Here is a 24,188-nt window from a genome sequence, read left to right on the forward strand (position 1 = left end):
GCAAGTTCCGTGGTAATGTCGCCTCATCAATCGAGGCGAATGAAGATGAACAACGATACCAATCAACGCGCGGTGCAGACTCCCGCCAACAGCTTCCCAACCGAATCCTTCGAAGACGCCACCGAGGCCGTCACCCGCCTCTCGGCAATCTACGAAGCGAACACTTCGTTCCTGCGCGACGCCTTCGCGCGCTATCGCCGCAACGAACTGTTCCAGAGCCGCGTGCGCGCCTGCTATCCGTTCGTGCGGGTGTGTACCGAGGTCAACACGCATATCGATTCGCGCCGGTCGTATGGTTTCGTCGCGGGTCCGGGCGTGTTCGAGACGACCGTCACGCGGCCGGATCTGTTCGGCAACTACTATCGCGAGCAATTGCGCCTGCTGGCGAAGAACCATCACGTGCAGATCGAAGTCGGCGTATCGGATCAGCCGATTCCGATTCATTTCGCTTTCGCCGAAGGCATCCACCTCGAAGGCGATCTGGATCGCGAGCGCCTGTTCCTGATGCGCGACGTGTTCGACACGCCGGACCTCGCGCTGCTCGACGATCGCATCGTCAACGGCACGTATGAGCCGCTGCCGGGCGAGCCGCATCCGCTCGCGCTGTTCACGGCGGCGCGGGTCGATTTTTCGCTGCATCGGCTGAAGCACTATACGGCGACCTCGCCCACGCATTGCCAGAACTACGTGCTGTACACGAACTACCAGTTCTATATCGACGAGTTCGTCAAACTCGGCCGCACGATGATGGCCCATACCGACGACGAAGAACTGCGCGCCTATCGCAGCGAATACACGTCGTTCGTCGAGCCTGGAGATGTGGTCACGTACAACGAGAATCTCGGCGAGCAGGCGCAGGAAGGCACGGCTCCGCCGCGCTTGCCGCAAATGCCCGCGTATCACCTGAAACGTGCCGACGGCAGCGGCATCACGATGGTCAACATCGGCGTCGGGCCGTCGAATGCGAAGACCATTACGGATCACATCGCCGTGCTGCGTCCGCATGCGTGGATCATGCTCGGCCACTGCGCGGGCCTGCGCAATACGCAACGCCTCGGCGACTACGTGCTGGCGCACGGCTATGTGCGCGAGGATCACGTGCTCGACGACGACTTGCCGCTGTGGGTGCCGATTCCGGCGCTCGCCGAAGTACAGGTCGCGCTGGAACGCGCCGTCGCGCAGGTCACGCAACTGGACGGCGTCGAATTGAAGCGTGTGATGCGCACGGGCACGGTGGCGAGCGTGGACAATCGCAACTGGGAATTGCGCGATCATCGCGAGCCGGTGCAGCGGCTGTCGCAAAGCCGCGCGATTGCGCTCGACATGGAAAGTGCGACGATCGCCGCGAACGGCTTCCGTTTCCGCGTGCCTTACGGCACCTTGCTGTGCGTGTCGGACAAGCCGCTGCATGGCGAATTGAAGTTGCCGGGTATGGCGGACCAGTTCTATCGCGCGCAGGTCGATCAGCATCTGCAGATCGGTGTGAAAGCGATGGAGCTATTGCGAATGAACGGGCTGCATCGCTTGCATAGCCGCAAGCTGCGGAGCTTCGCTGAGGTCGCGTTCCAGTAGGAGTAAGCGGTTTTTAAGCACGCAAGGCGAGCGCAGGTTCGCCCTCGCTCACCAGGCTCGACTAAAGCTGTCCGATACCGGTCAGCCCGATCAGACTGCCGGCCGCCAGAAGCCATAGCGGATGAATGCGCGTCTTTATCGCCATGACAGCCGTGAACGCGGTGATCGCCCACGCAATCGCCGTTGGGTTCGACGCTTCGGCAATGAGTGCGGCGCTCGCCGCGACGACGCCGGCCGTCACCGGCACCAGTCCCAACTGCGCGTAGCGTCGCCACGGGCGGTCCTTGCACCGCTCCCAGGCATGCATTGCAAGTACCGTTACGAGCGACGACGGCCCGAACTTCGCCACCGACGTCACCAGCATGCCCGCCCAGCCGGCCACATGCCAGCCGACCAGCGTGACGACCATCAGGTTCGGCCCCGGCGCGGCTTGCGCGAGCGCGAACAGCGCGCTGAATTCGCTGGCCGGCATCCAGTGATGCACATCCACCACCTGACGCTGCATCTCCGGAAGAATCGTATTGCCGCCACCGAACGCGAGCAGCGAAAGCTGGCTGAAGATGACCGCGAGGGAAATGAGCGTGTCGTTCATCGTGCCTTCCTCGACGCGATATAGATGCTGAACGGCGTCAGTACCAGCATGGTGGGCAGAAGCGGCAGCCGCATGATCGCAATCGCGATGAAGCCGAGCGCGGCAATGAGCGCGGCCACCGGTTTGTGCCGCAGCGGCAGCAGGATTTTCACGGCCATCGAGATCAGCAGGCCGGCCGCCGCGGCGGCGAGCCCGGCAAACAGATGGCGAACGTGCGGGTCGTTCTGCGTGTGTTCGTATAGCACGCCAAGCCCGATCACAATCAGGGACGGTCCCGCGATCAGGCCGAGCAACCCGGCGAGCGCGCCCGGCACACCGCGAAAGCGCATGCCGACGGCCACCGAGAGATTGATCACGCTGCCGCCCGGCAAGAACTGGCAGAGGCCCAGCAGGTCGGTGAATTTTTCGGCGCTCAGCCAGCGGCGTTGTTCGACCAGTGCGCGCCGCGCCAGCGGCAGTGCGCCGCCGAAGGAAATCAGCCCGAGGCCGAGAAAGCCGCCGAAGATTTCCCATACGGTGGGCGGACGCGCCAGCGCGGGTTCGGGCGTGGTGAGGTCGTGATCCATATCGGTTAGCTTGCGGTTCAAGCTCAGGAGGTTAGCGCCGAACCGGCGTCGAGCAAAACGATTTTTACGCGCGCCCATGTGATCTGGAATCACAAGCCTGGCCCGTAACCCTCCTCCTTTTCCGGCGCTGCGCGCCTTCGAAGCCGCCGCGCGGCATCAAAGCTTCACCGCCGCGGCGAACGAGTTGCATGTGACGCACGGTGCAATCAGCCGCCAAGTCGCAGCTTTCGAAACTTGGCTCGGCGTGCAGGTGTTCCAGCGTCGCGGCAAGCGCGTGCGCCTGACCGACGGTGGGCGGCGCTACCTGTCCGCCTTGCAGGCCGCGGTAGATGGTCTTGGCGTCGCGCTCGGCCCGTTGCCGCTGCTCGCGGATGAATTGCTCTCGGGCCGGCTCGTCGTGCCGCTGGCGGGTCCGCGTATCGATGCGCGCGGCTACTGGTGGGTCGCGAGGCGCGAGGTCGCGCATGCGCCGCTAGTCGAGCAGTTCTGTGAATGGCAGCAGGCGCAAGGCGATCAAACCCAGGAAAACGAAACGGGTAGCGTCGAGGCTACCCGTTGATATCCGCATGTTATCGCGTGGCGTTGCACTCGCTTCGCGCCGCGGCGCGAGCAGCCTCACAGATAGAACATCCGGTCTTCGTCCGATTTGGTGGGTTGCGGCTCGGCTTCTTCGCGGTCTTCATAGAACTTCAGCACCGCTTCGAGCACCTGATCGGGATCGTCGATGACCTGCATGAGGTCCATGTCGGCCGGATTGATCAGGCCCATTGGCGTGAGCGAGTTCCTGAACCATGCAAGCAGGCCTTCCCAGAATTCGGCGCCCACCAGAATGATCGGCACATGACGCGACTTCTTGGTCTGGATCAGCGTGAGCACTTCGGCGAGTTCGTCCAGCGTGCCGAAGCCGCCGGGCATCACGATCACCGCGTCGGAGTTCTTCACGAACGTGACCTTGCGCGTGAAGAAATGGCGGAAGCGCAACGAGATGTCTTGCCACTGATTGCCCGATTGCTCGTGCGGTAATTCGATGTTCAGGCCGACCGAAGGCGCCTTGCCCGCATGGGCGCCCTTGTTGGCCGCCTCCATGATGCCCGGGCCGCCGCCCGAGATCACCGCAAAGCCCGCGTCCGACAACTTGCGCGCGATTTGCGTGGCAAGTTTGTAATAGGGCGAGTTCGGTTTCAGGCGCGCCGAACCATATATGCTGACAGCCGGGCGAATCTCCGAGAGGTACTCGGTCGCCTCGATAAACTCTGCCATAATCGTGAACATCTGCCACGATGCGCGTGCCTTTTTGGCCGTTGCGCGCTCTTGATCTGCGAGTGATCGCAGACTCGGAATCACTTTTCTCTTAGTCATAATGCCTGAAGAACGAAGCCTTGAAGGTAAGACCCTGCTATTGGTCGACGGTTCGAGTTATCTGTACCGGGCCTACCATGCGATGCCTGATCTGCGCGGCCCCGACGGTGGTCCGACAGGTGCGCTCTACGGGATGATCAACATGCTGCGGCGCATGCGCAAGGAAGTCACAGCAGAGTATAGCGCGTGCGTGTTCGACGCCAAGGGCAAAACGTTCCGCGACGACTGGTATGCCGACTATAAGGCGAACCGTCCGTCCATGCCGGACGATCTCTCGCGTCAGATCGAGCCGATTCATGTGGCCGTGCGCGCGCTCGGCTGGCCGCTGCTGATGATCGAAGGCGTCGAGGCCGACGACGTGATCGGCACGCTCAGCACCGAGGCGGAAAAACGCGGCATGAACGTGATCGTGTCGACTGGGGACAAGGATCTGGCGCAGCTCGTGTCGGATCATGTCACCCTCATCAATACGATGACCAACGAAAAACTCGACCGCGCCGGCGTGCTCGCCAAGTTCGGCGTGCCGCCGGAGCGCATCATCGACTACCTGTCGCTGGTTGGCGATACCGTCGACAACGTGCCGGGCGTCGAGAAATGCGGGCCGAAAACCGCGGTCAAATGGCTGACGCAATTCGACTCGCTGGATGGCATCGTCGCACATGCGGACGAAATCAAAGGTGCGGTAGGAGACAATCTGCGCCGTGCGCTCGATTTTCTGCCAATGGCGAAGAAACTCGTTACCGTTGAGCGCAATTGCGACTTGACCGACCATATCGTGTCGATCGAGGAAAGCCTGCAAAGCCAGCCGGAATCGCGCGCGGAACTGCGCGAGGTGTTCACGCGCCACGGCTTCAAGACATGGCTGCGCGAAGTGGAAATCGCGGACGCGGTGGAGGGTCCTGAAACCGACGTGCCGCCGGCTTTGTCCGTGGATCACGAGCGGCATTACGACACCGTGCAGACGTGGGAACAATTCGACGCGTGGTTGGAGACGATCAACGCGGCCGAACTCACTTCTTTCGATACCGAAACCACGTCGCTCGATCCCATGATCGCGCAGATCGTGGGGCTGTCGTTGTCGGTCGAGGCCGGCCGTGCGGCTTATGTGCCGCTCGCGCATCGCGGCCCGGACGCGCCCGTGCAATTGCCGCGCGACGAAGTTCTCGCGAGGCTCAAGCCGTGGCTGGAAAGCGTCGAGCACAAGAAGGTCGGTCAGCATCTCAAGTACGACGAGCAGGTGCTGGCGAACTACGGCATCGAAATGCGCGGTATCGAACACGACACGCTGCTGCAGTCGTACGTGGTCGAATCGCATCGCACGCACGACATGGACAGCCTCGCGCTGCGCCATCTCGGCGTGAAGACGATCAAGTACGAAGAGGTGGCGGGCAAGGGCGCGGGGCAGATCGGTTTCGACGAAGTCGCGCTGGACAAGGCCGCGGAATACGCAGCGGAAGACGCCGACATCACCTTGCGGCTGCATCAGGTGCTGTACCCGCAAGTGGCGGCGGAGAAGACGCTCCAGTACGTTTATCACGACATCGAGCTGCCCACCTCGCGCGTGCTGCGGAAAATGGAACGCACCGGTGTGCTGATCGATTCGGAGAAACTGCGTCAGCAAAGCAGCGAAATCGCCACGCGTCTGATCCAGTTGGAAAGCGAGGCGTATGTGCTGGCCGGCGGCGAATTCAATCTGGGCTCGCCCAAGCAGATCGGGCAGATCTTCTTCGAGAAGCTGGAATTGCCGGTGGTCAAGAAGACCCCGAGCGGCGCACCCTCCACCGACGAAGAAGTGCTGCAAAAGCTCGCCGAAGATTTTCCGCTGCCGAAGATTCTGCTCGAACACCGTGGCTTGTCAAAGCTGAAATCGACCTACACGGACAAGCTGCCGCGCATGGTCAACGCCACCACGGGCCGCGTGCACACGAACTATGCGCAGGCGGTGGCGGTCACGGGGCGCCTCGCCTCGAACGATCCGAACCTGCAGAACATTCCCGTGCGCACCGGCGAAGGCCGCCGTATTCGCGAAGCGTTTATTGCACCGCCCGGACACAAGCTGGTCTCCGCGGATTATTCGCAGATCGAATTGCGCATCATGGCGCACATTTCCGGCGACGAATCCTTGCTGCGCTCGTTCTCGCAAGGTGAAGACATTCACCGCGCCACCGCGGCGGAAATCTTCAGCGTGACGCCGCTCGAAGTGTCGAACGACCAACGGCGCGTGGCCAAGGTCATCAACTTTGGTCTGATCTACGGCATGAGTTCGTTCGGGCTCGCTTCGAACCTCGGTATCACGCGCGACGCCGCCAAGCTCTATATCGACCGCTATTTCGCACGTTACCCTGGCGTGGCGCGTTATATGGACGAAACGCGCGTGAGCGCGAAGGCCAAGGGTTACGTCGAAACGGTATTCGGCCGCCGCCTGTGGCTGCCCGAGATCAACGGCGGCAATGGTCCACGCCGCCAGGCCGCCGAGCGCGCCGCGATCAACGCGCCGATGCAAGGCACGGCGGCCGACCTGATCAAGCTCTCGATGATCGCGGTGCAGAAGTGGATCGAAGAGTCGAAGATCGGCACGCGCATGATCATGCAGGTGCATGACGAATTGATTCTCGAAGTACCGGACGCGGAATTGTCCGACGTGCGCAAGCGCTTGCCCGAGTTGATGTGCGGCGTCGCCGACCTGAAAGTGCCGCTGGTCGCCGAAGTCGGCGCCGGTCTGAACTGGGAAGAAGCGCATTGACGCGCGTATGACGGGGTGCGATATCGTCGTGCGCATGTCACACATGCGTATTGATGGCTTGTGACAACCCGTGTTGCTCGCGGACAATCGGTCAAAGACGGCGTGCCCGGGTGATATTCCGTGCGCGCCGCCGCGACGCATAACCCATCGGCAAACACGGAGAGTTCAATGCATCGTTTTATCGTCGTTGGCGGGGGCGCGGGGGGACTGGAGTTGGCGACACGCCTGGGCGATCGCTACGCACCCCATAAGAACAAGGGCGCAGTGCGCGCGCAGGTCACGCTCGTCGACCGCAATCCCACGCATATCTGGAAGCCGCTGTTGCATGAGGTGGCGGCGGGTAGCATGGACCCCTTCACGCAGGAACTCGAATATGCAGCGCAAGCGCGCTGGCATGGCTTCGAATTCCAGCAGGGCGAACTGACGGGCCTCGACCGTGCGAACCGGCGGCTCACGCTCGGCACCGTGCTCGACGACGACGGCGCCGAACTGCTGCCCGAACGCGAACTCGAATACGACACGCTGATCATCGCGATCGGCAGCACGACCGCATTCTTCGGCGTTAAAGGTGCGTCTGAATTCTCCCTCGCACTCGACACGGTCAGCCAGGCCGAGCGTTTCCGCAAGCGCTTGATCGCGGCCTGCATGCGCGCCGAGCATCAGGTGCACGAGCCCGTCGAGTCGGCGCCGGGCACGCCGTCCACGGACGAGCCGCGCATTCAGGTGGCGATTGTCGGCGGCGGCGCGACGGGGGTGGAGTTGTCGGCGGAATTGCGCAACACCGCGCAGGTGCTGTCCGCCTACGGCCTGCATAAGCTCGACCCGCGGCATGACGTCGGCATTGTGCTGATCGAAGCGGGGCCGCGCATTCTGCCGGCTTTGCAGGAACGGGTTTCGACCGCTACGGCCGAACTGCTCACCAAGCTCGGCGTGAAGCTGATGACCAGCGAAACCGTGGCCGAAGTCGCGCCCGGTGTGATCCGCACCGCGAGCGGTAAAACCGTGCGCGCCGATCTGACGGTGTGGGCGGCGGGCATTAAGGCGCCGGCGATCCTGAGCGAGCTCGACGGCCTGCCGGTCAATCGTCTGGGCCAGCTTGTCGTGCGCCGCACGCTGCAAACCGAAATCGACGACAACATTTTCGCGCTCGGCGATTGCGCCGCCTGTCCGTGGCCGGGCAATGAGCGCAACGTGCCGCCGCGCGCGCAGGCGGCTCACCAGCAGGCGAGCTTCCTGATGAAAGCGCTGACGGCGCGGCTCGACGGCAGGCCGCTGCCGGAATTTACCTATCGCGACTTCGGTTCGCTCGTGTCGCTCGGGCATTTCAGTGCCGTCGGCAATCTGATGGGCGGGGTGATCGGCGGCAACATGCTGATCGAAGGGCTGTTCGCGCGCTTCATGTACATGTCGCTGTACCGGCTGCATATCGCCGCGCTGCACGGCTATGCGCGCATGGTGCTCGATACTTTCGCGCACTGGTTGCGCCGCACCACGCTGCCGCGGGTCAAGCTGCACTGACGTGCGCTGATGCGCCCGGCCGGCGCCCGGGAACGTTGCCTCTGCAACAGGATGCGTGTCGGGCGTATCCTGTTGCCTCCAACGTTCAACCGAGGAGCGCCGCATGCTGAAACCCGAGATCGACAGCCTGGTCCCGCACGTCCCCTTCGACCGGCGTACTTTTATCAAGGCCGCGCTCGGCACCGGATTCGCCGCAGCCGTGCTGCCGGTGTCGGCGCAAACCATCCATACCGATAGCGACGGTCTCGAAGCCGGCGAAGTGGCCGTGCGCTCCGGCGACACGCTGGTGCCGGCGTATCGCGCACAGCCGAAGGGTAAAACGCACTTGCCCGTGATTATCGTCGTGCATGAGATTTTCGGCGTGCACGAGCATATCGCCGACGTGTGCCGGCGTTTCGCCAAACAAGGTTATCTCGCGATCGCGCCGAATCTGTATGAGCGGCAGGGCGATCCGACCGTTTATACGAGCATGCAGCAGCTCAACGAGCAACTGGTCAGCAAGGTGCCGGACGATCAGGTCATGGGCGATCTCGACGCGACCGTCGCGTGGGCCGGCGAGCATGGCGGCGATTTGAACCGCCTCGGCGTGAACGGGTTTTGCTGGGGCGGGCGCATTGCGTGGCTGTATGCCGAACATAATCCGCGACTGAAGGCGGGTGTCGCGTGGTATGGGCGAGTCACGGGCGCGAAGAACGCGATGACGCCGGCCAATCCGCTCGACGAGGTCGCGCAGCTTCACGCGCCGGTTCTGGGGCTCTATGGGTTGCAGGATCAGAGCATTCCGCAGGACACGCTCGAACAGATGAAGCAGGCCATCGCGCAGGGTCCGCAAGCAGGACGCGGCTCGCAGTTCGTCGTGTATGACGATGCCGGGCACGCGTTTTTCGCGGATTACCGGCCGAGCTATAAAAAGGCCGATGCGGAAGACGGCTGGCGCCGTGCGCTGGTGTGGTTCAAGCAGCATGGGGTGGCCTGAGGCTGCGGCTTGAGGCGGTTCGCGCTCCCCCGCTTGCGATAAAAAAGGCCGTTGCCGCTTTCGGGCGGTAACGGCCTTTTTTGCTAACCAGGTGCTGTGACGCTCGCTGGTGTACTCAAGGATTCGGGCCCGTAGCGACAGGGCGCTTCGGATCCGAACTCCATTCGCTCCACGATCCTGCGTACAACGCCGCGCCGTGCAGGCCGGCGACTTCCATCGCCAGCGCATTCACGCAGGCCGTCACGCCCGAGCCGCATTGCAGTATCACGTGTTCCGGCGGCGTGTCGGCGAGCAGCGCGTGGAATTCCTCGCGCAACGTGTGAGCCGGCTTGAAGCGGTTGTCGGCGGTGAGGTTGTCTTTGAAGAAGCGGTTGAGCGCTCCGGGAATGTGGCCGCCGACGCGATCAAGCGTCTCGTTCTCGCCGCGATAACGGTCGGCGGCGCGCGCGTCCACCACCACGCGTTCCTTCGAACCCAGATTGCGCTCGACCGTTTGCGCATCGACCGTGACGGACAGCGGCGCACCGGCTTTGAAGTCGCCGGTGTTCTGGGCGGGCGCGTCCTGCGTCAGCGGATAACCGCCGGCCTCCCATGCCTGCAGCCCGCCGTCGAGCAGCGCGACCGCGTCGTGACCGAGCCAGCGCAGCAGCCACCATGCGCGGGCGGCGTACATGCCGCCTTGCGCGTCATAGGCGACGACTTGCTGCCCTTGCTTCAGGCCGCGCGACTCCAGCGTCTCCACCAGCCGCGCACGATCCGGCAACGGATGGCGGCCGCTCTGGCCGTTCTTCGGCCCCGACAGATCGCGATCGAGATGCAGATAATGCGCGCCCGGCAGATGTCCGGCCAGATAGGCTTTTTCGCCCGCCTCCGGGTCGGCCAGATCGAAACGGCAATCGATGACGAACACGCTGCCCGGCGCGGCGGCGAGCCGCTCCGCGAGATTGGTCGCGGAGATCAGAGTGGTGTAATGAGTGTGGGGCATGACGTCTCCTGTCGACCAGAGTTGGCGCTTTAGCGCCTTACTCTGGTCCCATGCAAAGCGGTCGACCAGAGTTGGCGCTTTATTTGCCTTACTCTGGTCTCATGTAAAACCCGATACGGGCGATGGCGGCTCCGTCAGGCGGCTTTCCCGCCGACACCGGATGGCCGAGCTATCCCGTTAGTCTAAACAAAAAAAGACGGACCGAAGTCCGTCTTTCCATGCGTGGGTGCTGCCTGAGTTATCTGGCGAGGCGCCAATCAGATCGTGCCGAGCTCACGCCGCAAAAACTCGTGGAAGTGCTGCATGCCGTCTTCCATCGGGCTTTGATACGGGCCGACCTGCGATTCGCCGCGATTCATCAGCGCGCGGCGGCCGGCGTCCATGCGCTCGGCGATCTCGTCGTCTTCGCGGGCCGTTTCCATGTAGGCGGCGCGCTCGGCTTCGACGAACTCCCGCTCGAACAGCGCGATTTCCTCTGGGTAATAGAACTCCACCACGTTGGTGGTTTTCTGCGGGCCGCGCGGGATCAGCCACGACACCACCAGCACGTGCGGATACCACTCGATCATGATGCCCGGGTAGTACACCATCCAGATCGCGCCGAAGTCAGGCGGATTGCCGCCGCGAAAGCGCAGCACTTCGTCGTGCCACTTGCGGTAAGTCGGGCTGCCCGGCTGCTCCAGATCCTTGTGCACGCCAACCGTCTGGACGCTGTACCAGTCGCCGAACTCCCACGTCAGGTCGTCGCAATTGACGAAGCTGCCGAGGCCCGGATGGAACGGCGCGACGTGATAGTCCTCCAGATAGACCTCGATAAAGGTCTTCCAGTTGTAGTTGCACTCGTGCACTTCGACGTGATCGAACATGAAGCCCGAAAAATCGAAATGTTCCTTGGTGCCGAGGCGCGCCAGATCGCGCGCGACGTCGCGTCCCTGCGCTTCGAACAGCAGGCCTTGCCAGTTCTGCAGCGGCGTGGCGCCGAGATTCAGGCAGGGGTTATCCGCAAAATGAGGCGCACCGAGGAGCTGGCCGTTCAGGTCGTATGTCCAGCGATGCAAGGGGCAGACGATATTCTCCGTCTGGCCGCGGCCGTTGAGCATGATGGCTTGCCGGTGGCGGCACACGTTCGACAGCAGCTCGACTTGCGACTGCTGGTTACGGACGAGCACACGCCCTTCGCTCTCGCTCGGCAAAGCAAAATAATTCCCCGCCTCGGGCACCATGAGATCGTGGCCGATGTAGCGAGGACCTTTCTTGAAAAGGGTGTCGATCTCGCGCGTTAGAAGCGCTTCGTCAAAGTAAGCCGTGACTGGCAGCTGGCTGTGGACAGACCGCAACTGCAATGCATTGCTCAGATTGGACATTCCCACTCCCGTGAAGACGTGAAAGCAGTGAACAACCCAACCATCGAAGATTCGATTTAGGGAGCCAGCGATTATACCCGTTTCCCCTTTCCTGGGGCGTTTAAGTGCCTGATTTGGGTCAAAAATGTCAGGAAAGTTCGACTTTTTCGCCGCAGACTGATCACTTTTTTTCTGCGAGACTGCTAGGGCGGCGCGGAGTGAGAAGGCGGGCGTAGGCCGGCGAGCGGATCGGAAATGACGCTTTTGCCGTAGAATGTCCGACTTGTTTTAATTTTGCGACTATTCATGGCGAAGACCGCGTCGAAAGATACTGCAGCCACGCCAGCCGAAGGCGTCGACACCACACCGCTGCCCGAGAATTACGAGGCCGCTCAGGCGGAGCTGGAAGGGCTGGTTGCACGCATGGAAAGCGGCAATCTCAGCCTCGAGGAGTCGCTTACCGCCTATCGGCGCGGCGCCGCTCTCGTGGCGTTTTGCCAGCAGCAGCTCGAGAAGGTCGAGCAGCAGGTGCGCGTGCTCGACGGCGAGACGCTCAAGCCGTTGCCCATGAATACCGCAGGCACAGCCGCTACTGAAAGCGGGGACGACCTATGACATTCGAACAATGGATGCGCTCGGTGCTGGAGCGCGTCGAAACGGCACTAGAACATTACCTGCCGGGCGAGGCAACCGAGCCCGCCACGCTGCATGAAGCCATGCGCTACGCGGTGCTGGGCGGCGGCAAGCGGGTTCGCCCGCTGCTGTGCCACGCGGCCGGCGAGCTGACCGGCGCGCGCGCCGAATGCCTCGACGCGGCGGCCGCGGCGCTGGAAATGATCCACGTGTACTCGCTCGTCCACGACGACATGCCATGCATGGACGACGACGCGCTGCGTCGCGGCAAGCCCACGGTACACGTCAAGTATGACGAAGCCACGGCATTGCTGGTCGGCGATGCGCTGCAATCGCAGGCGTTTGTCGCGCTGACCTCGGAGGTGCTGGCCCCGGCGCAACAGGCCGCGCTCGTGCGCGAACTGGCGCTGGCGAGCGGCTCGATCGGTATGTGCGGCGGGCAGGCCATCGACCTGGCGAGCGTCGGCCACACGCTGACGCGCACGCAGCTCGAAACCATGCACCGCATGAAAACCGGGGCCTTGCTGCGCGCCGCGGTGCGCATGGGCGCGCTGGCTGGCGAAACGCCGGACGCGGACGCCATGCGCTCGCTCGACGCGTATTCGGCGGCTGTCGGCCTCGCATTTCAGGTCGTCGACGACATTCTCGACGTCACGACCGATTCCGCGACGCTCGGCAAAACCGCAGGTAAAGACGCGAAGGACGGCAAGCCGACCTACGTGTCGATTATTGGACTCGACGCGTCGCGTGCGCTCGCAGCGCAGCTGCGCAGCGACGCTCACGCCGCGCTGGCGCCGTTCGGCGCACGCGCGCAGCGTCTTGCCGAATTGGCCGACCTGGTGGTGAACCGGGTCAGCTGAACGCGAAAGCCCGCCGCCGCGCGCCTGCGTTGCGGGGCGCATGTATGAAGTGCGGGCGCGTAAGTTTTCCTACAATGGAACGACGATGTACGACTTGCTGAAAACCATTGACGACCCGGCGGCACTGCGCCGCCTCGATCGCCGCCAATTGCAACCGCTTGCCGACGAGTTGCGTGCCTTTGTGCTCGACAGCGTATCGCAGACGGGCGGCCATCTTTCGTCCAACCTCGGCACAGTCGAGTTGACCATTGCGCTGCACTATGTGTTCGACACGCCGCATGACCGGATCGTCTGGGACGTCGGCCATCAAACTTATCCGCACAAGATCCTGACGGGCCGCCGCGACCAGATGCATACGCTGCGTCAGTTGGGCGGCATCTCGGGCTTCCCGAAGCGTGACGAGTCGGAATACGACACCTTCGGCACGGCGCACTCCAGCACGTCGATCTCGGCCGCGCTCGGCATGGCGATCGCGAGCAAGCTGCAGGGCGACAACCGCATGGGCATCGCCGTGATCGGCGACGGCGCAATGACGGCCGGTATGGCCTTCGAGGCGTTGAACAACGCCGGCGTCGAAGACGACGTGCCGCTGCTGGTCATCCTGAACGACAACGACATGTCGATTTCGCCGCCGGTCGGCGCGCTGAATCGCCATCTGGCGCGCCTGATGTCGGGCCGCTTTTACGCGGCCGCGCGGGCCGGCGTCGAGCGCGTGCTGCGCGTCGCGCCGCCCATGCTCGATCTCGCCCGCAAGCTCGAAGAGCACGCGAAGGGCATGATCGTGCCGGCCACGCTGTTCGAAGAGTTCGGCTTCAACTACATCGGCCCGATCGACGGCCATGACCTCGATTCGCTGATTCCGACGCTGCAAAACATCAAGGAACTGCGCGGTCCGCAATTCCTGCACGTCGTGACGAAGAAGGGCCAAGGCTACAAGCTGGCCGAAGCCGATCCGGTGCTGTACCACGGCCCGGGCAAGTTCAATCCGGCCGAAGGCATCAAGCCGGCCACCACGCCGTCGAAGAAGACTTATACGCAGGTGTTCGGCGAATGGCTGTGCGACGCCGCCGAGCTGGATGCGCGGGTAATCGGCATCACGCCGGCCATGCGCGAAGGCTCGGGCATGGTGGAGTTCGAGAAGCGCTTCCCGGACCGTTATTTCGACGTCGGTATCGCCGAGCAACACGCGGTGACGTTCGCAGGCGGCCTGGCGGCGGAAGGCATGAAGCCGGTGGTCGCAATCTACTCGACCTTCCTGCAACGCGCGTACGACCAGCTGATTCACGACGTTGCACTGCAAAACCTGCCGGTGGTGTTCGCGATCGACCGCGCGGGGCTCGTCGGCGCGGACGGCGCGACGCACGCGGGTGCTTACGACCTCGCGTTCCTGCGCTGCATCCCGAACATGACGGTGATGGCTGCGTCGGATGAAAACGAATGCCGCCAGATGCTGTACACCGCATTGCAGCAACCGAACCCGACGGCGGTGCGCTACCCGCGCGGCTCCGGCACGGGCGTGGCGACCATCAAGCAGATGACGGCGCTGCCGCTCGGCAAGGGTGAGATTCGTCGCGAAACGTCGCAGCCGGCTGGCAAGCGCATTGCGATTCTGGCATTCGGCACGATGGTGGCGCCGTCGCTGGCGGCGGCCGAGCAACTGGACGCAACCGTTGCGAACATGCGTTTCGTGAAACCGCTGGACGCCGATCTGATCCGTCAGCTGGCCGAAACGCACGACGCCATCGTCACGGTCGAAGAAGGCTGCGTGATGGGCGGCGCGGGTTCGGCATGTGTGGAAGCCCTGCTTGCCAGTGGGGTTACTCGTCCGGTACTACAATTGGGCCTCCCCGACCGGTTCATCGATCATGGAGATCCGGCCAAGCTGCTCGCCGCGTGCGGTCTCGACGCCGTGGGCATCACCAAGTCGATCCGCGAGCGTTTTCTGTTGAGCGGGGCGGTCGGCGGCCAGTCGTCGGTGAAGCGCGTCGCATAAGCGCCGCTGCTCGCTACCCGGCCGCCGTGCAGGGCGGCCATAGTGGCCATAGCAATCTCCAACTTGAATCGATGGGCCTTCGGGCCCATCATCCAACGCCGGCAAGGGCCGGCGTTTGCCGTTGCGCGCCTTGATTCGCGCGGCCGCTGAGAGCCCCCAAACCTGTTGCTTTGCGACAGTTCCCGAGGGCGTAATCTCCCACGGAGACTTCCTCCGGGGCGGAAAACCTGGGGCGGCCCGGCGTTTCCTGAAAGGACAAGATAATGAATCAAATGAATCCCGCCTTTGTGATGCCCGACGTGCAAAGCACGCCCGACACCCGCCAGATCCCGATTCAACGGGTCGGCGTGAAGGCGGTGCGCCATCCGCTGACGGTGCGCACGCAAGGCGGCGAGGTGCAGCCGACGGTCGGCACGTGGAATCTGGACGTGCATTTGCCGGCTGACCAGAAAGGCACGCACATGTCGCGTTTCGTCGCGTTGCTCGAAGAGAACAAGGCGCCGCTTGAGCCCGCTACGTTCCGTACCATGCTCGCCGCAATGCTCGAAAAGCTCGAAGCAGAGGCCGGCCGCATCGAAGTATCGTTCCCGTACTTTGTGAACAAGACCGCGCCGGTGTCGGGTGTGCAAAGCCTGCTCGACTACGAAGTCACCTTGACGGGCGAGACCCGCAATGGCGCGACGCGTCTGTTCCTGCGGGTGCAGGTGCCGGTTACCAGTCTGTGCCCGTGTTCGAAGAAGATTTCGCAGTACGGCGCGCATAACCAGCGCTCGCACGTCACGATCAACGCCGAACTGGCTGGCGACGTGGCCGTGGAAGAACTGATCCGTATCGCCGAAGAAGAAGCCTCATGCGAACTGTGGGGCTTGCTCAAGCGCCCGGACGAGAAGTTCGTCACCGAGCGCGCCTATGAAAATCCGAAGTTTGTCGAAGACCTGGTGCGCGACGTTGCGCAGCGTCTGAATGCGGACGAGCGGATCGTCGCCTATGTGCTCGAAGCCGAGAACTTCGAGTCGATTCACAATCACAGCGCGTATGCGGTGATCGAGCGGGACAAGCGTGCGGGCTGATATGCGTGTTTGCTGACTGTATTGAAAAAGCCGCTTCTCGAAGCGGCTTTTTTTGCGCCTTACCGATGTACCGATGCAGGTTTCAGCGCGCGAGTGAGGTCAGATCCCAGCGCGGCTTCACCGTGAACGCGTAGTCTTTGCCCGACTGATCCGGCCAGCGTTGCAGCCGCAAAGCGCCGGCCAGCGCGATCATCGCACCGTTATCCGTGCACAGAGACAGGTCAGGGTAGTGCACGTAGAAATTGCGCTTCTTCGCTGCGGCGGAAAGCGCCTCGCGCAACTGCCGGTTCGCGCCGACGCCACCGGCGACGACCAGCCGGTTGAGCCCGCTTTTCTTGAGCGCGGCCAGCGACTTTGCCGCCAGGACTTCAACCGCCGCGTCGACGAAACCTCGTGCCAGATCGGCTTTCGCCTGCTCACAGATATTCGCGCCGCCGAGCTTTTTGGCGTTGGTGAGCACAGCGGTCTTCAAGCCGCTGAAGCTGAAATCGAGATCGCCGGAATGCAGCATCGGGCGCGGCAGCACCACTGCGCCGGGCGTGCCGAATTCCGCCATGCGCGAGACTTCCGGGCCGCCCGGATAACCGAGGCCGAGCAGCTTGGCGGTTTTGTCGAAGGCTTCGCCGGCGGCGTCGTCCAGGGTTTCGCCGAGCGTTTCGTAGACGCCCACGTCCGTCACGCGCATCAACTGCGTATGGCCGCCGGACACCAGCAGCGCGACAAACGGAAACGGCGGCGGCTCGTCCACCAGCAGCGGCGAGAGCAAATGCCCTTCGAGGTGATGGATGCCGATGGTCGGCTTGTCCCACGCCATAGCCAGCGCATTGGCGACGCTCGCGCCGACCAGCAGCGCGCCCGCAAGGCCCGGGCCCTGCGTATAGGCGATTGCGTCGATGTCGCCGCTAGCCGTGCCGGCGCGTTCCATCACCTCTTCCAGCAGCGGCAACGCGCGCCGGATGTGATCGCGCGACGCCAGCTCCGGCACCACGCCGCCGTATTCCCGGTGCATCGCAATCTGCGAATGCAACGCGTGCGCGAGCAGGCCGTGCTCCGTGTCGTAGAGCGCGAGACCGGTTTCGTCGCAGGAGCTTTCGATGCCGAGAACGAGCATGATGGATGGGCTTGGGCGGACGCACGAGCAATGACGCTCCGGCGCCCGAAAAGTGAAAAGGCAAGCCGTAAAGTATAGCAGTGCGGGCAGAGGGTCGCAGACGCACAGGTACAATGCGACCGCATGGAATCCTTCGATATCGCAGTGATCGGCGCAGGCGCGGCCGGCATGATGTGCGCGGCCGTGGCCGGGCAGCTCGGCCGCCGCGTGGTGCTGATCGACCATTCGCAGCGTCTCGCGGAGAAGATCCGCATCTCCGGTGGCGGCCGCTGCAACTTCACGAATCTGTATGCCGGGCCGGCCAACTACCTGTCGGCCAACCCGCATTTTTGCCGCTCGGCACTCGCGCGCTACACGCCGCGCGACTTCATGTCGTTGCTCAAGCGCCATCACGTGACGTGGCATGAGAAGCACAAAGGCCAGCTATTCTGCGACCAGTCGAGCGACGCGGTCATCAATGTGCTGAAGAGCGAGTGCGACGCGGGCCGCGTGGCATGGCGCACGCCGCTGTCCGTCGAACAGGTGCGCCAAGACGCGGAAGGGCGGTTCACGCTGGATACCCGGTCGGGGCCGATCGCTGCACGCGCGCTCGTGATCGCGACCGGGGGCCTTTCCATTCCCAAGATCGGTGCCACCGATTTCGCCTACCGACTTGCCAGGCAATTCGGTCACAAGCTGATCGATACGCGCCCGGCGCTGGTTCCGCTGACCTTCGCCGCAGCGGACTGGGAGCCGTTCTCGGCGCTGTCAGGCGTCTCGCTGGAAGTGCAACTCGCGACCGGCAACAAGAAGACCGGTGCTGAATTCAACGAAGATCTGCTGCTCACCCACCGCGGCCTTTCCGGTCCGGGGGTGTTGCAGATTTCGAGCTACTGGCAGCCCGGCGAGCCGATTCACATCAACCTGTTGCCCGAGCAGGACGCCACGACCGCGTTGCTGGAAGCCAAAACCGGCACGAAGCGCCAGATCGCCAACCTGTTGTCGGAATGGGTGCCGCAGCGGCTCGCTCATGTCTGGCTGGAAGCTCATCAGGTTCCGGCCGAAGCCCGCGTGGCTGACTTGCCGGACAAAACCCTGCACCGCGTCGGTGAGGCTCTGTCGCGCTGGACGCTCACCCCCAACGGCACGGAAGGCTATCGCAAGGCCGAAGTGACGCGCGGCGGCGTCGACACGCGCGAGCTGTCGTCATCGACGATGATGAGCGCGCGCGCCCCGGGCTTGTACTTCATTGGCGAGGCGGTGGACGTCACGGGCTGGCTGGGCGGCTACAATTTCCAGTGGGCGTGGGCATCCGGCGTGGCGGCCGGCCAGGCGGCCGCGGAGTATGTCCAGGGGGCTTGACGGCGCTCTGGCTTTGTGAGAAAGCTCTGCTATACTCCTGAACCTTTACAAAGTTCCGTTATTGAAAAATGACGACCATCCGCGTAAAAGACAACGAGCCGTTTGAAGTCGCCATGCGCCGTTTCAAGCGCACCATGGAGAAAACCGGTTTGTTGACGGAACTTCGCGCTCGCGAGTTTTACGAAAAGCCTACGGCCGAGCGCAAGCGCAAGAAGGCGGCTGCGGTGAAGCGTCATTTCAAGCGTCTGCGTGGCCAGATGCTGCCAAAGAAGTTCTACTGATTCTGGTGTTGTCGCGGTTCCCGTCGAACGGAGCAGCGGCATCCAACCGGTGAGGGCACGGCAGGTGCCATCACGGAAAACACGGCCCTTCGGGCCAGCCGGCAGGGTCGCACCCACCACGCACATTGTGCCAACCCGCTTGAGGAAGCAGTCCCAAGCGGGTATTCGTGTTGATGCGCGTGTTGATGCGCGTGTTGATGCGCGCGTCGAGGTGCCTGGCCTGGCCGGTTTTTCAAATTCTCCAACGCATTCAGGTGAGTGATGAGTCTCAAGGACCGGATCAACGACGATATGAAGGCCGCCATGCGGGCACGTGAAACCGAGCGTCTCGGCACGATCCGCCTGTTGCTCGCCGCGATCAAGCAGCGCGAAGTCGACGAGCGCATCACGCTCGACGACACCGCGATCACCGCTGTGATCGACAAGATGATCAAGCAGCGCAAAGACTCGATCAGCCAGTTCGAAGCGGCTGGCCGCACGGATCTGGCCGACAAGGAAAAGGCCGAACTGGCGATCCTGTCTGCCTATATGCCGGAGCAGATGTCCGAGGCGGAGATCGTTGCCGAAGTTCAGGCGGCGGTTGCGCAAACCGGCGCGGCCGGCCCGCAGGACATGGGCAAGGTGATGGGCGTGCTCAAGCCGAAGCTGGCCGGCCGCGCCGACATGACCGCTGTCTCGGCGCAGGTCAAAGCCGCGCTCGCGAAGTAACTTCCGTTTGTCCGGTCTGCGCGCGCCGTCGCTCGACGGGTGGCGTGTGCAGCCTTGAGCCTTTCAGGTAGCGTCATACAGTGATTCCTCCGTCATTCCTTCAGGATCTGCTCAACCGCGTCGATATCGTCGACGTGGTCGGCCGGTATGTGCAGTTGAAGAAGGGCGGCGCGAACTTCATGGGGCTGTGCCCGTTCCACAACGAGAAAAGCCCTTCGTTTACGGTTAGTCCGACTAAGCAGTTCTATCACTGCTTCGGCTGCGGTGCGCATGGTACGGCCATCGGTTTCCTGATGGAGCACGTCGGCTCCTCGTTTCCGGAGGCGGTCAACGAGCTGGCACAGTCCGTTGGGTTGACCGTGCCGAACGAGCCTTCGCCGGGATATGGCGGCGGCGGTTCCGGCGGCTATGCGCCGGCTGCCTCCAAGGCGGTCACCACGGCGCTTTCCGACGTCATGCAGACCGCCTGCGATTTCTACCGCAAACAACTGCGCAGCGCGCCGGTCGCGATCCAGTATTTGAAGAAACGCGGCTTGACGGGCGAGATCGCGGCCCGTTTCGGGCTCGGCTACGCCCCGGACGGCTGGCAGAACCTCGAAGCAGCATTTCCGAACTACCGCGACGATTCGCTGGTCGAATCGGGTTTGGTGATTGTCAGCGAAAAGTCCGACGCACAGGGTCAGAACCGCCGGTACGACCGCTTTCGCGAGCGGGTCATGTTCCCGATACGCAATGTGAAGGGGCAGGTGATCGGCTTCGGCGGCCGCGTGCTGGACGGTGGCGAGCCGAAATATTTGAATTCGCCCGAAACGCCTTTATTTAACAAGGGCAGCGAGCTGTATGGGCTGTTCGAGGCGCGTCTGGCGATTCGCGAACAGCACTATGTACTCGTCGTGGAAGGCTACATGGACGTGGTCGCGCTGGCCCAATTGGGGTTCCAGAACGCAGTTGCCACGCTCGGTACGGCCTGTACGCCGATTCACGTGCAGAAGCTGATGCGCCAGACCGACACGGTCATCTTCAGTTTCGACGGCGATTCGGCGGGCCGGCGCGCCGCTCGCCGCGCGCTCGATGCCTGTTTGCCGCATGCGGCGGACAACCGGACCATCCGGTTCCTTTTTTTGCCGGCCGAGCACGACCCGGACAGCTACGTGCGTGAATACGGCACCGAGGCGTTCGCCGAGCAGGTCGAGCGGGCCATGCCGCTGTCGCAGTTCATGCTGAACGAGGTGCTGACCGGCAAGGAGCTGGATCAGCCGGAAGGAAAGGCCCGTGCGCTGTTCGACGCCAAGCCTTTGCTGCAGGCGCTGCCGGCCAACGCGCTGCGTGCGCAGATCATGCATATGTTCGCCGACCGGCTCGACGTGCCGTTCGACGAGGTCGCCGCGCTGTGCGAGGTCGATTCGCGCATCGCCGCGGCGGCCCGCGCCGCGCCGGCCCGCAAAGACCGGCGCAGCGTGACCGGAATCGAGGAAAAAACGCTGCGCAATCTGGTGATGCATCCGCGCACGGTGGCGGTGCTGGACGAGGAGGCCGAGCAGGCGCTCCTCACGGTTACGCGGCACGGCGAACTGTTCGAAGAAGTGACGACGCACGCGCGTGCGCTGGGCGATTCGGCGGAGTTTCAGTTGTTGTCCGACCTATTGCGAAACGGCGCGAACGCCCCAACTTTCGAGGAAATCTTTCGCAAAATTCTAGACTATGATGAAAACGTCCGGGATTTGCTGCTGAAAGACCCGGAGGACGCGACCGTCATCGAGGAACGGCGCGAGCAGGAACGGATCGTTGGAGAGGAACTGAAGGCGGCGATCCTGAAGATGCGGTACGACGCTTACTGCGATCGTCTCGAGCAGCTTTCGCGGCAATCCCGGCACACACCGGAGGAGTTTGCGGAGCTGTCGGAACTGAACCGGAAGCGGGCTGACATGAAGCGCCGGCTCGGGCTGTAAGCGGAGCGGAGGAAGCCTGAGTGGTATAATAAAAGGTTTCCAGCAGTTTGTTTCTTAAAGGGTTTTCCTAGCAAAGGCGAAAAGGCGATGCGATGGCAAAGACTAAGGACGCAACTACGGGCGGGAAGAAAGCTACAGGCACGAACTCCAGTGAGTCGACCAGAAAGGTCACCGAGGCCAGGTTAGTTTCTTCCGCCAGAAAGACGTCTGCCGCCAGCATTGCACCCGTTGCCGGGAAGAAGTCCTCGACCGCTTCCGCTGCGCGAGCGGAGCCGGTCAGGGCGGCGAAAGCTGTAGCATTACCGGCCGCGAAGGGGTCGGGTGTCAGAAGCGCAAGGGAAGCGGCTGCCGCGCAGGACGATGCGGTAGTGCGCGAGGTTCCAGTATCCACGGTTCAACCGGCTGTTGTCCACCAGCCGCGAGTCGAGACTACAGCCGGTACGGCGAACTCCATGACGAAAAAGCTGAACGAAGTACCCGTCGATGACGACGCAACCCAAAGCGAGGAAAACCCTGCGGCTGTTCCAGCCAAGGTGGAAAAGGCCAAGGCTCGCGACCGTCGTGCAAAGGAAAAAGCGCTGCTGAAAGACGCTTTCGCGTCGTCGCAGCCGGGCACGGTCGAGGAACTCGAGGAGCGCCGCTCCAAACTGCGCGCGCTGATCAAGCTCGGCAAGGAGCGCGGCTTCCTCACGTACGCTGAAATCAACGACCACCTGCCGGACAACTTCACCGAGACCGAGGCGATCGAAGGCATCATCAGCACGTTCAACGACATGGGCGTGGCGGTGTACGAGCAGGCCCCGGACGCTGAGACGCTGCTGCTGAACGACAACGCGCCGGCGGCTTCTTCGGACGACGAAGTGGAAGAGGAAGCGGAAGTCGCGCTGTCCACCGTCGACTCGGAATTCGGCCGTACCACCGACCCGGTCCGCATGTACATGCGGGAAATGGGCACGGTCGAACTGCTCACGCGCGAAGGCGAAATCGAAATCGCGAAGCGGATCGAAGACGGCCTGAAGCACATGGTGATGGCCATCTCCGCATGCCCGACCACGATCGCCGACATTCTGGCCATGGCCGAGCGCGTCGCGAATGAGGAAATTCGCATCGACGAACTGGTCGACGGCCTGATCGACGCCAATGCGGAAGACGCGGACGGCTTCTCCGCGCAAGAGGCGGAAGCGATCGAGAGCGAAGACGAAGAAGTCGAAGAGGACGCCGAAGAAGACGAGGAAGAAGACGACGGCACGGCGCAGGCCACGGCTAACGCCGCGCAGATGGAAGCGCTCAAGCGTGCGTCGCTCGAAAAATTCGCGATGATCAGCGAATGGTTCGACAAGATGCGTCGCGCGTTCGAGAAGGAAGGCTACAAGTCCAAGTCGTATCTGAAGGCGCAGGAAACGATTCAGAACGAGCTCATGACGATCCGCTTTACTGCGCGTACTGTCGAGCGTTTGTGCGACACGCTGCGCGCGCAGGTGGACGAAGTGCGTCAGGTCGAGCGTCAGATTCTGCACACGGTAGTCGACAAGTGCGGCATGCCGCGAGCGGAATTTATCGCGCGTTTCCCGGGCAGCGAAACGGATCTCGAGTGGGCCGACAAGATCGTCGGTGAAGGTCACGCGTATAGCGCGATCCTCACGCGTAACATTCCGGCTATCCGCGAACAGCAGCAACGTCTGCTGGATCTGCAGGCGCGCGTCGTGCTGCCGCTGAAAGACCTGAAGGAAACCAACCGTCAGATGGCGGCGGGCGAACTGAAGGCGCGTCAGGCGAAGCGCGAAATGACCGAGGCGAACTTGCGTCTCGTGATCTCGATCGCGAAGAAGTACACAAACCGTGGTCTGCAGTTCCTCGACCTGATTCAGGAAGGCAACATCGGCCTGATGAAGGCGGTGGACAAGTTCGAATATCGTCGCGGCTACAAGTTCTCCACGTACGCAACGTGGTGGATCCGTCAGGCCATTACGCGTTCGATCGCCGACCAGGCGCGCACGATCCGGATTCCGGTTCACATGATCGAAACGATCAACAAGATGAACCGCATCTCGCGTCAGATCTTGCAGGAAACCGGTCTCGAGCCGGATCCGGCAACGCTGGCCGAGAAGATGGAAATGCCGGAAGACAAGATCCGCAAGATCATGAAGATCGCGAAGGAACCGATCTCCATGGAAACGCCGATCGGTGACGACGACGATTCCCACTTGGGCGACTTCATCGAAGACAACAACACGGTTGCGCCGGCCGACGCCGCTTTGCACGCCAGCATGCGCGATGTCGTGAAAGACGTGCTCGACTCGCTGACGCCGCGCGAAGCGAAGGTGCTGCGCATGCGTTTCGGTATCGAGATGAGCACCGATCACACGCTCGAAGAGGTCGGCAAGCAGTTCGACGTGACGCGCGAACGGATCCGTCAGATCGAGGCAAAGGCGCTGCGCAAGCTGCGTCACCCGAGCCGTTCGGACAAGCTGAAATCGTTCCTCGAAGGGAATTGATCGAGGCCGGCGTACGTTGCACTGATGTAGCGGTTTGAAGGAGCCTCGCGGTTGTTTCGGCGTATCGAAGCGGTTGCGAAGGCTCCTTTTTCG

At 62.8% G+C, this 24,188-nt stretch carries 20 protein-coding genes; 14 read left to right on the top strand and 6 right to left on the bottom strand.

All coding sequences use genetic code 11. The features are described from left to right. Nucleotides 1-45: 45 nt before the first annotated feature. Nucleotides 46-1,572 (top strand): AMP nucleosidase, encoded by a 1,527-nt coding sequence (locus PDMSB3_RS21275; RefSeq protein WP_007178830.1) that lies wholly within the window; start codon nucleotides 46-48, stop codon nucleotides 1,570-1,572. A 61-nt stretch (nucleotides 1,573-1,633) separates the two neighbouring features. Here the strand turns inward: PDMSB3_RS21275 and PDMSB3_RS21280 are convergent, their stop codons facing one another. Continuing rightward, the gene (locus PDMSB3_RS21280) at nucleotides 1,634-2,164 is read right to left on the bottom strand and encodes a chromate transporter (RefSeq protein WP_007178831.1); all 531 of its coding nucleotides are present in this window, start codon (nucleotides 2,162-2,164) and stop codon (nucleotides 1,634-1,636) included. Then, nucleotides 2,161-2,730, bottom strand: a complete 570-nt coding sequence (locus PDMSB3_RS21285; RefSeq protein WP_165187620.1) for a chromate transporter — start codon at nucleotides 2,728-2,730, stop codon at nucleotides 2,161-2,163. Before PDMSB3_RS21285 ends, PDMSB3_RS21280 begins: the two co-directional genes overlap by 4 nt. A 97-nt stretch (nucleotides 2,731-2,827) precedes the next feature. Between PDMSB3_RS21285 and PDMSB3_RS21290 the strand changes: the two genes are divergently transcribed. After that, on the top strand, nucleotides 2,828-3,289 hold the full coding sequence (locus PDMSB3_RS21290) for a LysR family transcriptional regulator (protein ID WP_035516903.1): 462 nt from the start codon (nucleotides 2,828-2,830) through the stop codon (nucleotides 3,287-3,289). A gap of 56 nt (nucleotides 3,290-3,345) precedes the next feature. Here the strand turns inward: PDMSB3_RS21290 and PDMSB3_RS21295 are convergent, their stop codons facing one another. Continuing rightward, nucleotides 3,346-4,089, bottom strand: a complete 744-nt coding sequence (locus PDMSB3_RS21295; protein WP_011490537.1) for an LOG family protein — start codon at nucleotides 4,087-4,089, stop codon at nucleotides 3,346-3,348. A gap of 1 nt (nucleotide 4,090) precedes the next feature. Here PDMSB3_RS21295 and polA point away from each other — a divergent pair, with 1 nt between their 5' ends. The 3 genes from polA to PDMSB3_RS21310 all read left to right on the top strand — a co-directional run bounded on the left by polA (nucleotide 4,091) and on the right by PDMSB3_RS21310 (nucleotide 9,326). Further along, entirely contained in the window at nucleotides 4,091-6,832 is a 2,742-nt protein-coding gene (gene polA / locus PDMSB3_RS21300) for a DNA polymerase I (protein ID WP_007178834.1), read from the top strand. Between the two features lie 168 nt (nucleotides 6,833-7,000). Then, nucleotides 7,001-8,350, top strand: coding sequence for an NAD(P)/FAD-dependent oxidoreductase (locus tag PDMSB3_RS21305; protein ID WP_165187621.1), 1,350 nt, complete (start codon nucleotides 7,001-7,003; stop codon nucleotides 8,348-8,350). Between the two features lie 103 nt (nucleotides 8,351-8,453). Beyond that, nucleotides 8,454-9,326, top strand: coding sequence for a dienelactone hydrolase family protein (locus PDMSB3_RS21310; RefSeq protein WP_007178836.1), 873 nt, complete (start codon nucleotides 8,454-8,456; stop codon nucleotides 9,324-9,326). A gap of 115 nt (nucleotides 9,327-9,441) precedes the next feature. On the opposite strand, the gene PDMSB3_RS21315 is transcribed toward PDMSB3_RS21310, so the two are convergent. Together PDMSB3_RS21315 and PDMSB3_RS21320 are read right to left on the bottom strand one after the other, a co-directional pair. Beyond that, nucleotides 9,442-10,311 (bottom strand): sulfurtransferase, encoded by an 870-nt coding sequence (locus tag PDMSB3_RS21315; protein WP_007178837.1) that lies wholly within the window; start codon nucleotides 10,309-10,311, stop codon nucleotides 9,442-9,444. A 257-nt stretch (nucleotides 10,312-10,568) separates the two neighbouring features. Then, nucleotides 10,569-11,675, bottom strand: coding sequence for an aromatic ring-hydroxylating oxygenase subunit alpha (locus PDMSB3_RS21320; protein ID WP_007178838.1), 1,107 nt, complete (start codon nucleotides 11,673-11,675; stop codon nucleotides 10,569-10,571). A 285-nt stretch (nucleotides 11,676-11,960) separates the two neighbouring features. Between PDMSB3_RS21320 and PDMSB3_RS21325 the strand changes: the two genes are divergently transcribed. The 4 genes from PDMSB3_RS21325 to folE2 all read left to right on the top strand — a co-directional run bounded on the left by PDMSB3_RS21325 (nucleotide 11,961) and on the right by folE2 (nucleotide 16,210). Beyond that, on the top strand, nucleotides 11,961-12,269 hold the full coding sequence (locus PDMSB3_RS21325) for an exodeoxyribonuclease VII small subunit (RefSeq protein ID WP_007178839.1): 309 nt from the start codon (nucleotides 11,961-11,963) through the stop codon (nucleotides 12,267-12,269). Then, nucleotides 12,266-13,147 (top strand): polyprenyl synthetase family protein, encoded by an 882-nt coding sequence (locus tag PDMSB3_RS21330; RefSeq protein WP_007178840.1) that lies wholly within the window; start codon nucleotides 12,266-12,268, stop codon nucleotides 13,145-13,147. Before PDMSB3_RS21325 ends, PDMSB3_RS21330 begins: the two co-directional genes overlap by 4 nt. Before the next feature lie 85 nt (nucleotides 13,148-13,232). After that, entirely contained in the window at nucleotides 13,233-15,140 is a 1,908-nt protein-coding gene (gene dxs / locus PDMSB3_RS21335) for a 1-deoxy-D-xylulose-5-phosphate synthase (protein ID WP_035516905.1), read from the top strand. Nucleotides 15,141-15,403: 263 nt separating this feature from the next. Further along, nucleotides 15,404-16,210 carry a GTP cyclohydrolase FolE2 gene (folE2, locus tag PDMSB3_RS21340; RefSeq protein ID WP_007178842.1) on the top strand — a complete coding sequence of 269 codons (807 nt, stop codon included), beginning with the start codon at nucleotides 15,404-15,406 and terminating at the stop codon, nucleotides 16,208-16,210. A gap of 82 nt (nucleotides 16,211-16,292) precedes the next feature. On the opposite strand, the gene tsaD is transcribed toward folE2, so the two are convergent. Then, a complete protein-coding gene (gene tsaD, locus PDMSB3_RS21345; RefSeq protein ID WP_007178843.1) occupies nucleotides 16,293-17,321 on the bottom strand; it encodes a tRNA (adenosine(37)-N6)-threonylcarbamoyltransferase complex transferase subunit TsaD in 1,029 nt (342 codons plus the stop codon). Between the two features lie 123 nt (nucleotides 17,322-17,444). Between tsaD and PDMSB3_RS21350 the strand changes: the two genes are divergently transcribed. From PDMSB3_RS21350 to rpoD, 5 genes are all read left to right on the top strand, one after another. Further along, on the top strand, nucleotides 17,445-18,662 hold the full coding sequence (locus PDMSB3_RS21350) for a BaiN/RdsA family NAD(P)/FAD-dependent oxidoreductase (protein WP_007178844.1): 1,218 nt from the start codon (nucleotides 17,445-17,447) through the stop codon (nucleotides 18,660-18,662). A 68-nt stretch (nucleotides 18,663-18,730) separates the two neighbouring features. Continuing rightward, complete coding sequence (rpsU, locus tag PDMSB3_RS21355; protein WP_007178845.1) at nucleotides 18,731-18,943, top strand: 30S ribosomal protein S21; 213 nt, start codon at nucleotides 18,731-18,733, stop codon at nucleotides 18,941-18,943. A 261-nt stretch (nucleotides 18,944-19,204) separates the two neighbouring features. Then, complete coding sequence (locus tag PDMSB3_RS21360) at nucleotides 19,205-19,651, top strand: GatB/YqeY domain-containing protein (RefSeq protein ID WP_007178846.1); 447 nt, start codon at nucleotides 19,205-19,207, stop codon at nucleotides 19,649-19,651. An 80-nt stretch (nucleotides 19,652-19,731) separates the two neighbouring features. Next, nucleotides 19,732-21,600 carry a DNA primase gene (gene dnaG / locus PDMSB3_RS21365; protein WP_007178847.1) on the top strand — a complete coding sequence of 623 codons (1,869 nt, stop codon included), beginning with the start codon at nucleotides 19,732-19,734 and terminating at the stop codon, nucleotides 21,598-21,600. A 92-nt stretch (nucleotides 21,601-21,692) separates the two neighbouring features. Next, nucleotides 21,693-24,095 carry an RNA polymerase sigma factor RpoD gene (rpoD, locus tag PDMSB3_RS21370; protein ID WP_165187623.1) on the top strand — a complete coding sequence of 801 codons (2,403 nt, stop codon included), beginning with the start codon at nucleotides 21,693-21,695 and terminating at the stop codon, nucleotides 24,093-24,095. Nucleotides 24,096-24,188 lie beyond the last annotated feature (93 nt).

This window comes from Paraburkholderia dioscoreae (assembly GCF_902459535.1).
Lineage (GTDB): Bacteria > Pseudomonadota > Gammaproteobacteria > Burkholderiales > Burkholderiaceae > Paraburkholderia > Paraburkholderia dioscoreae.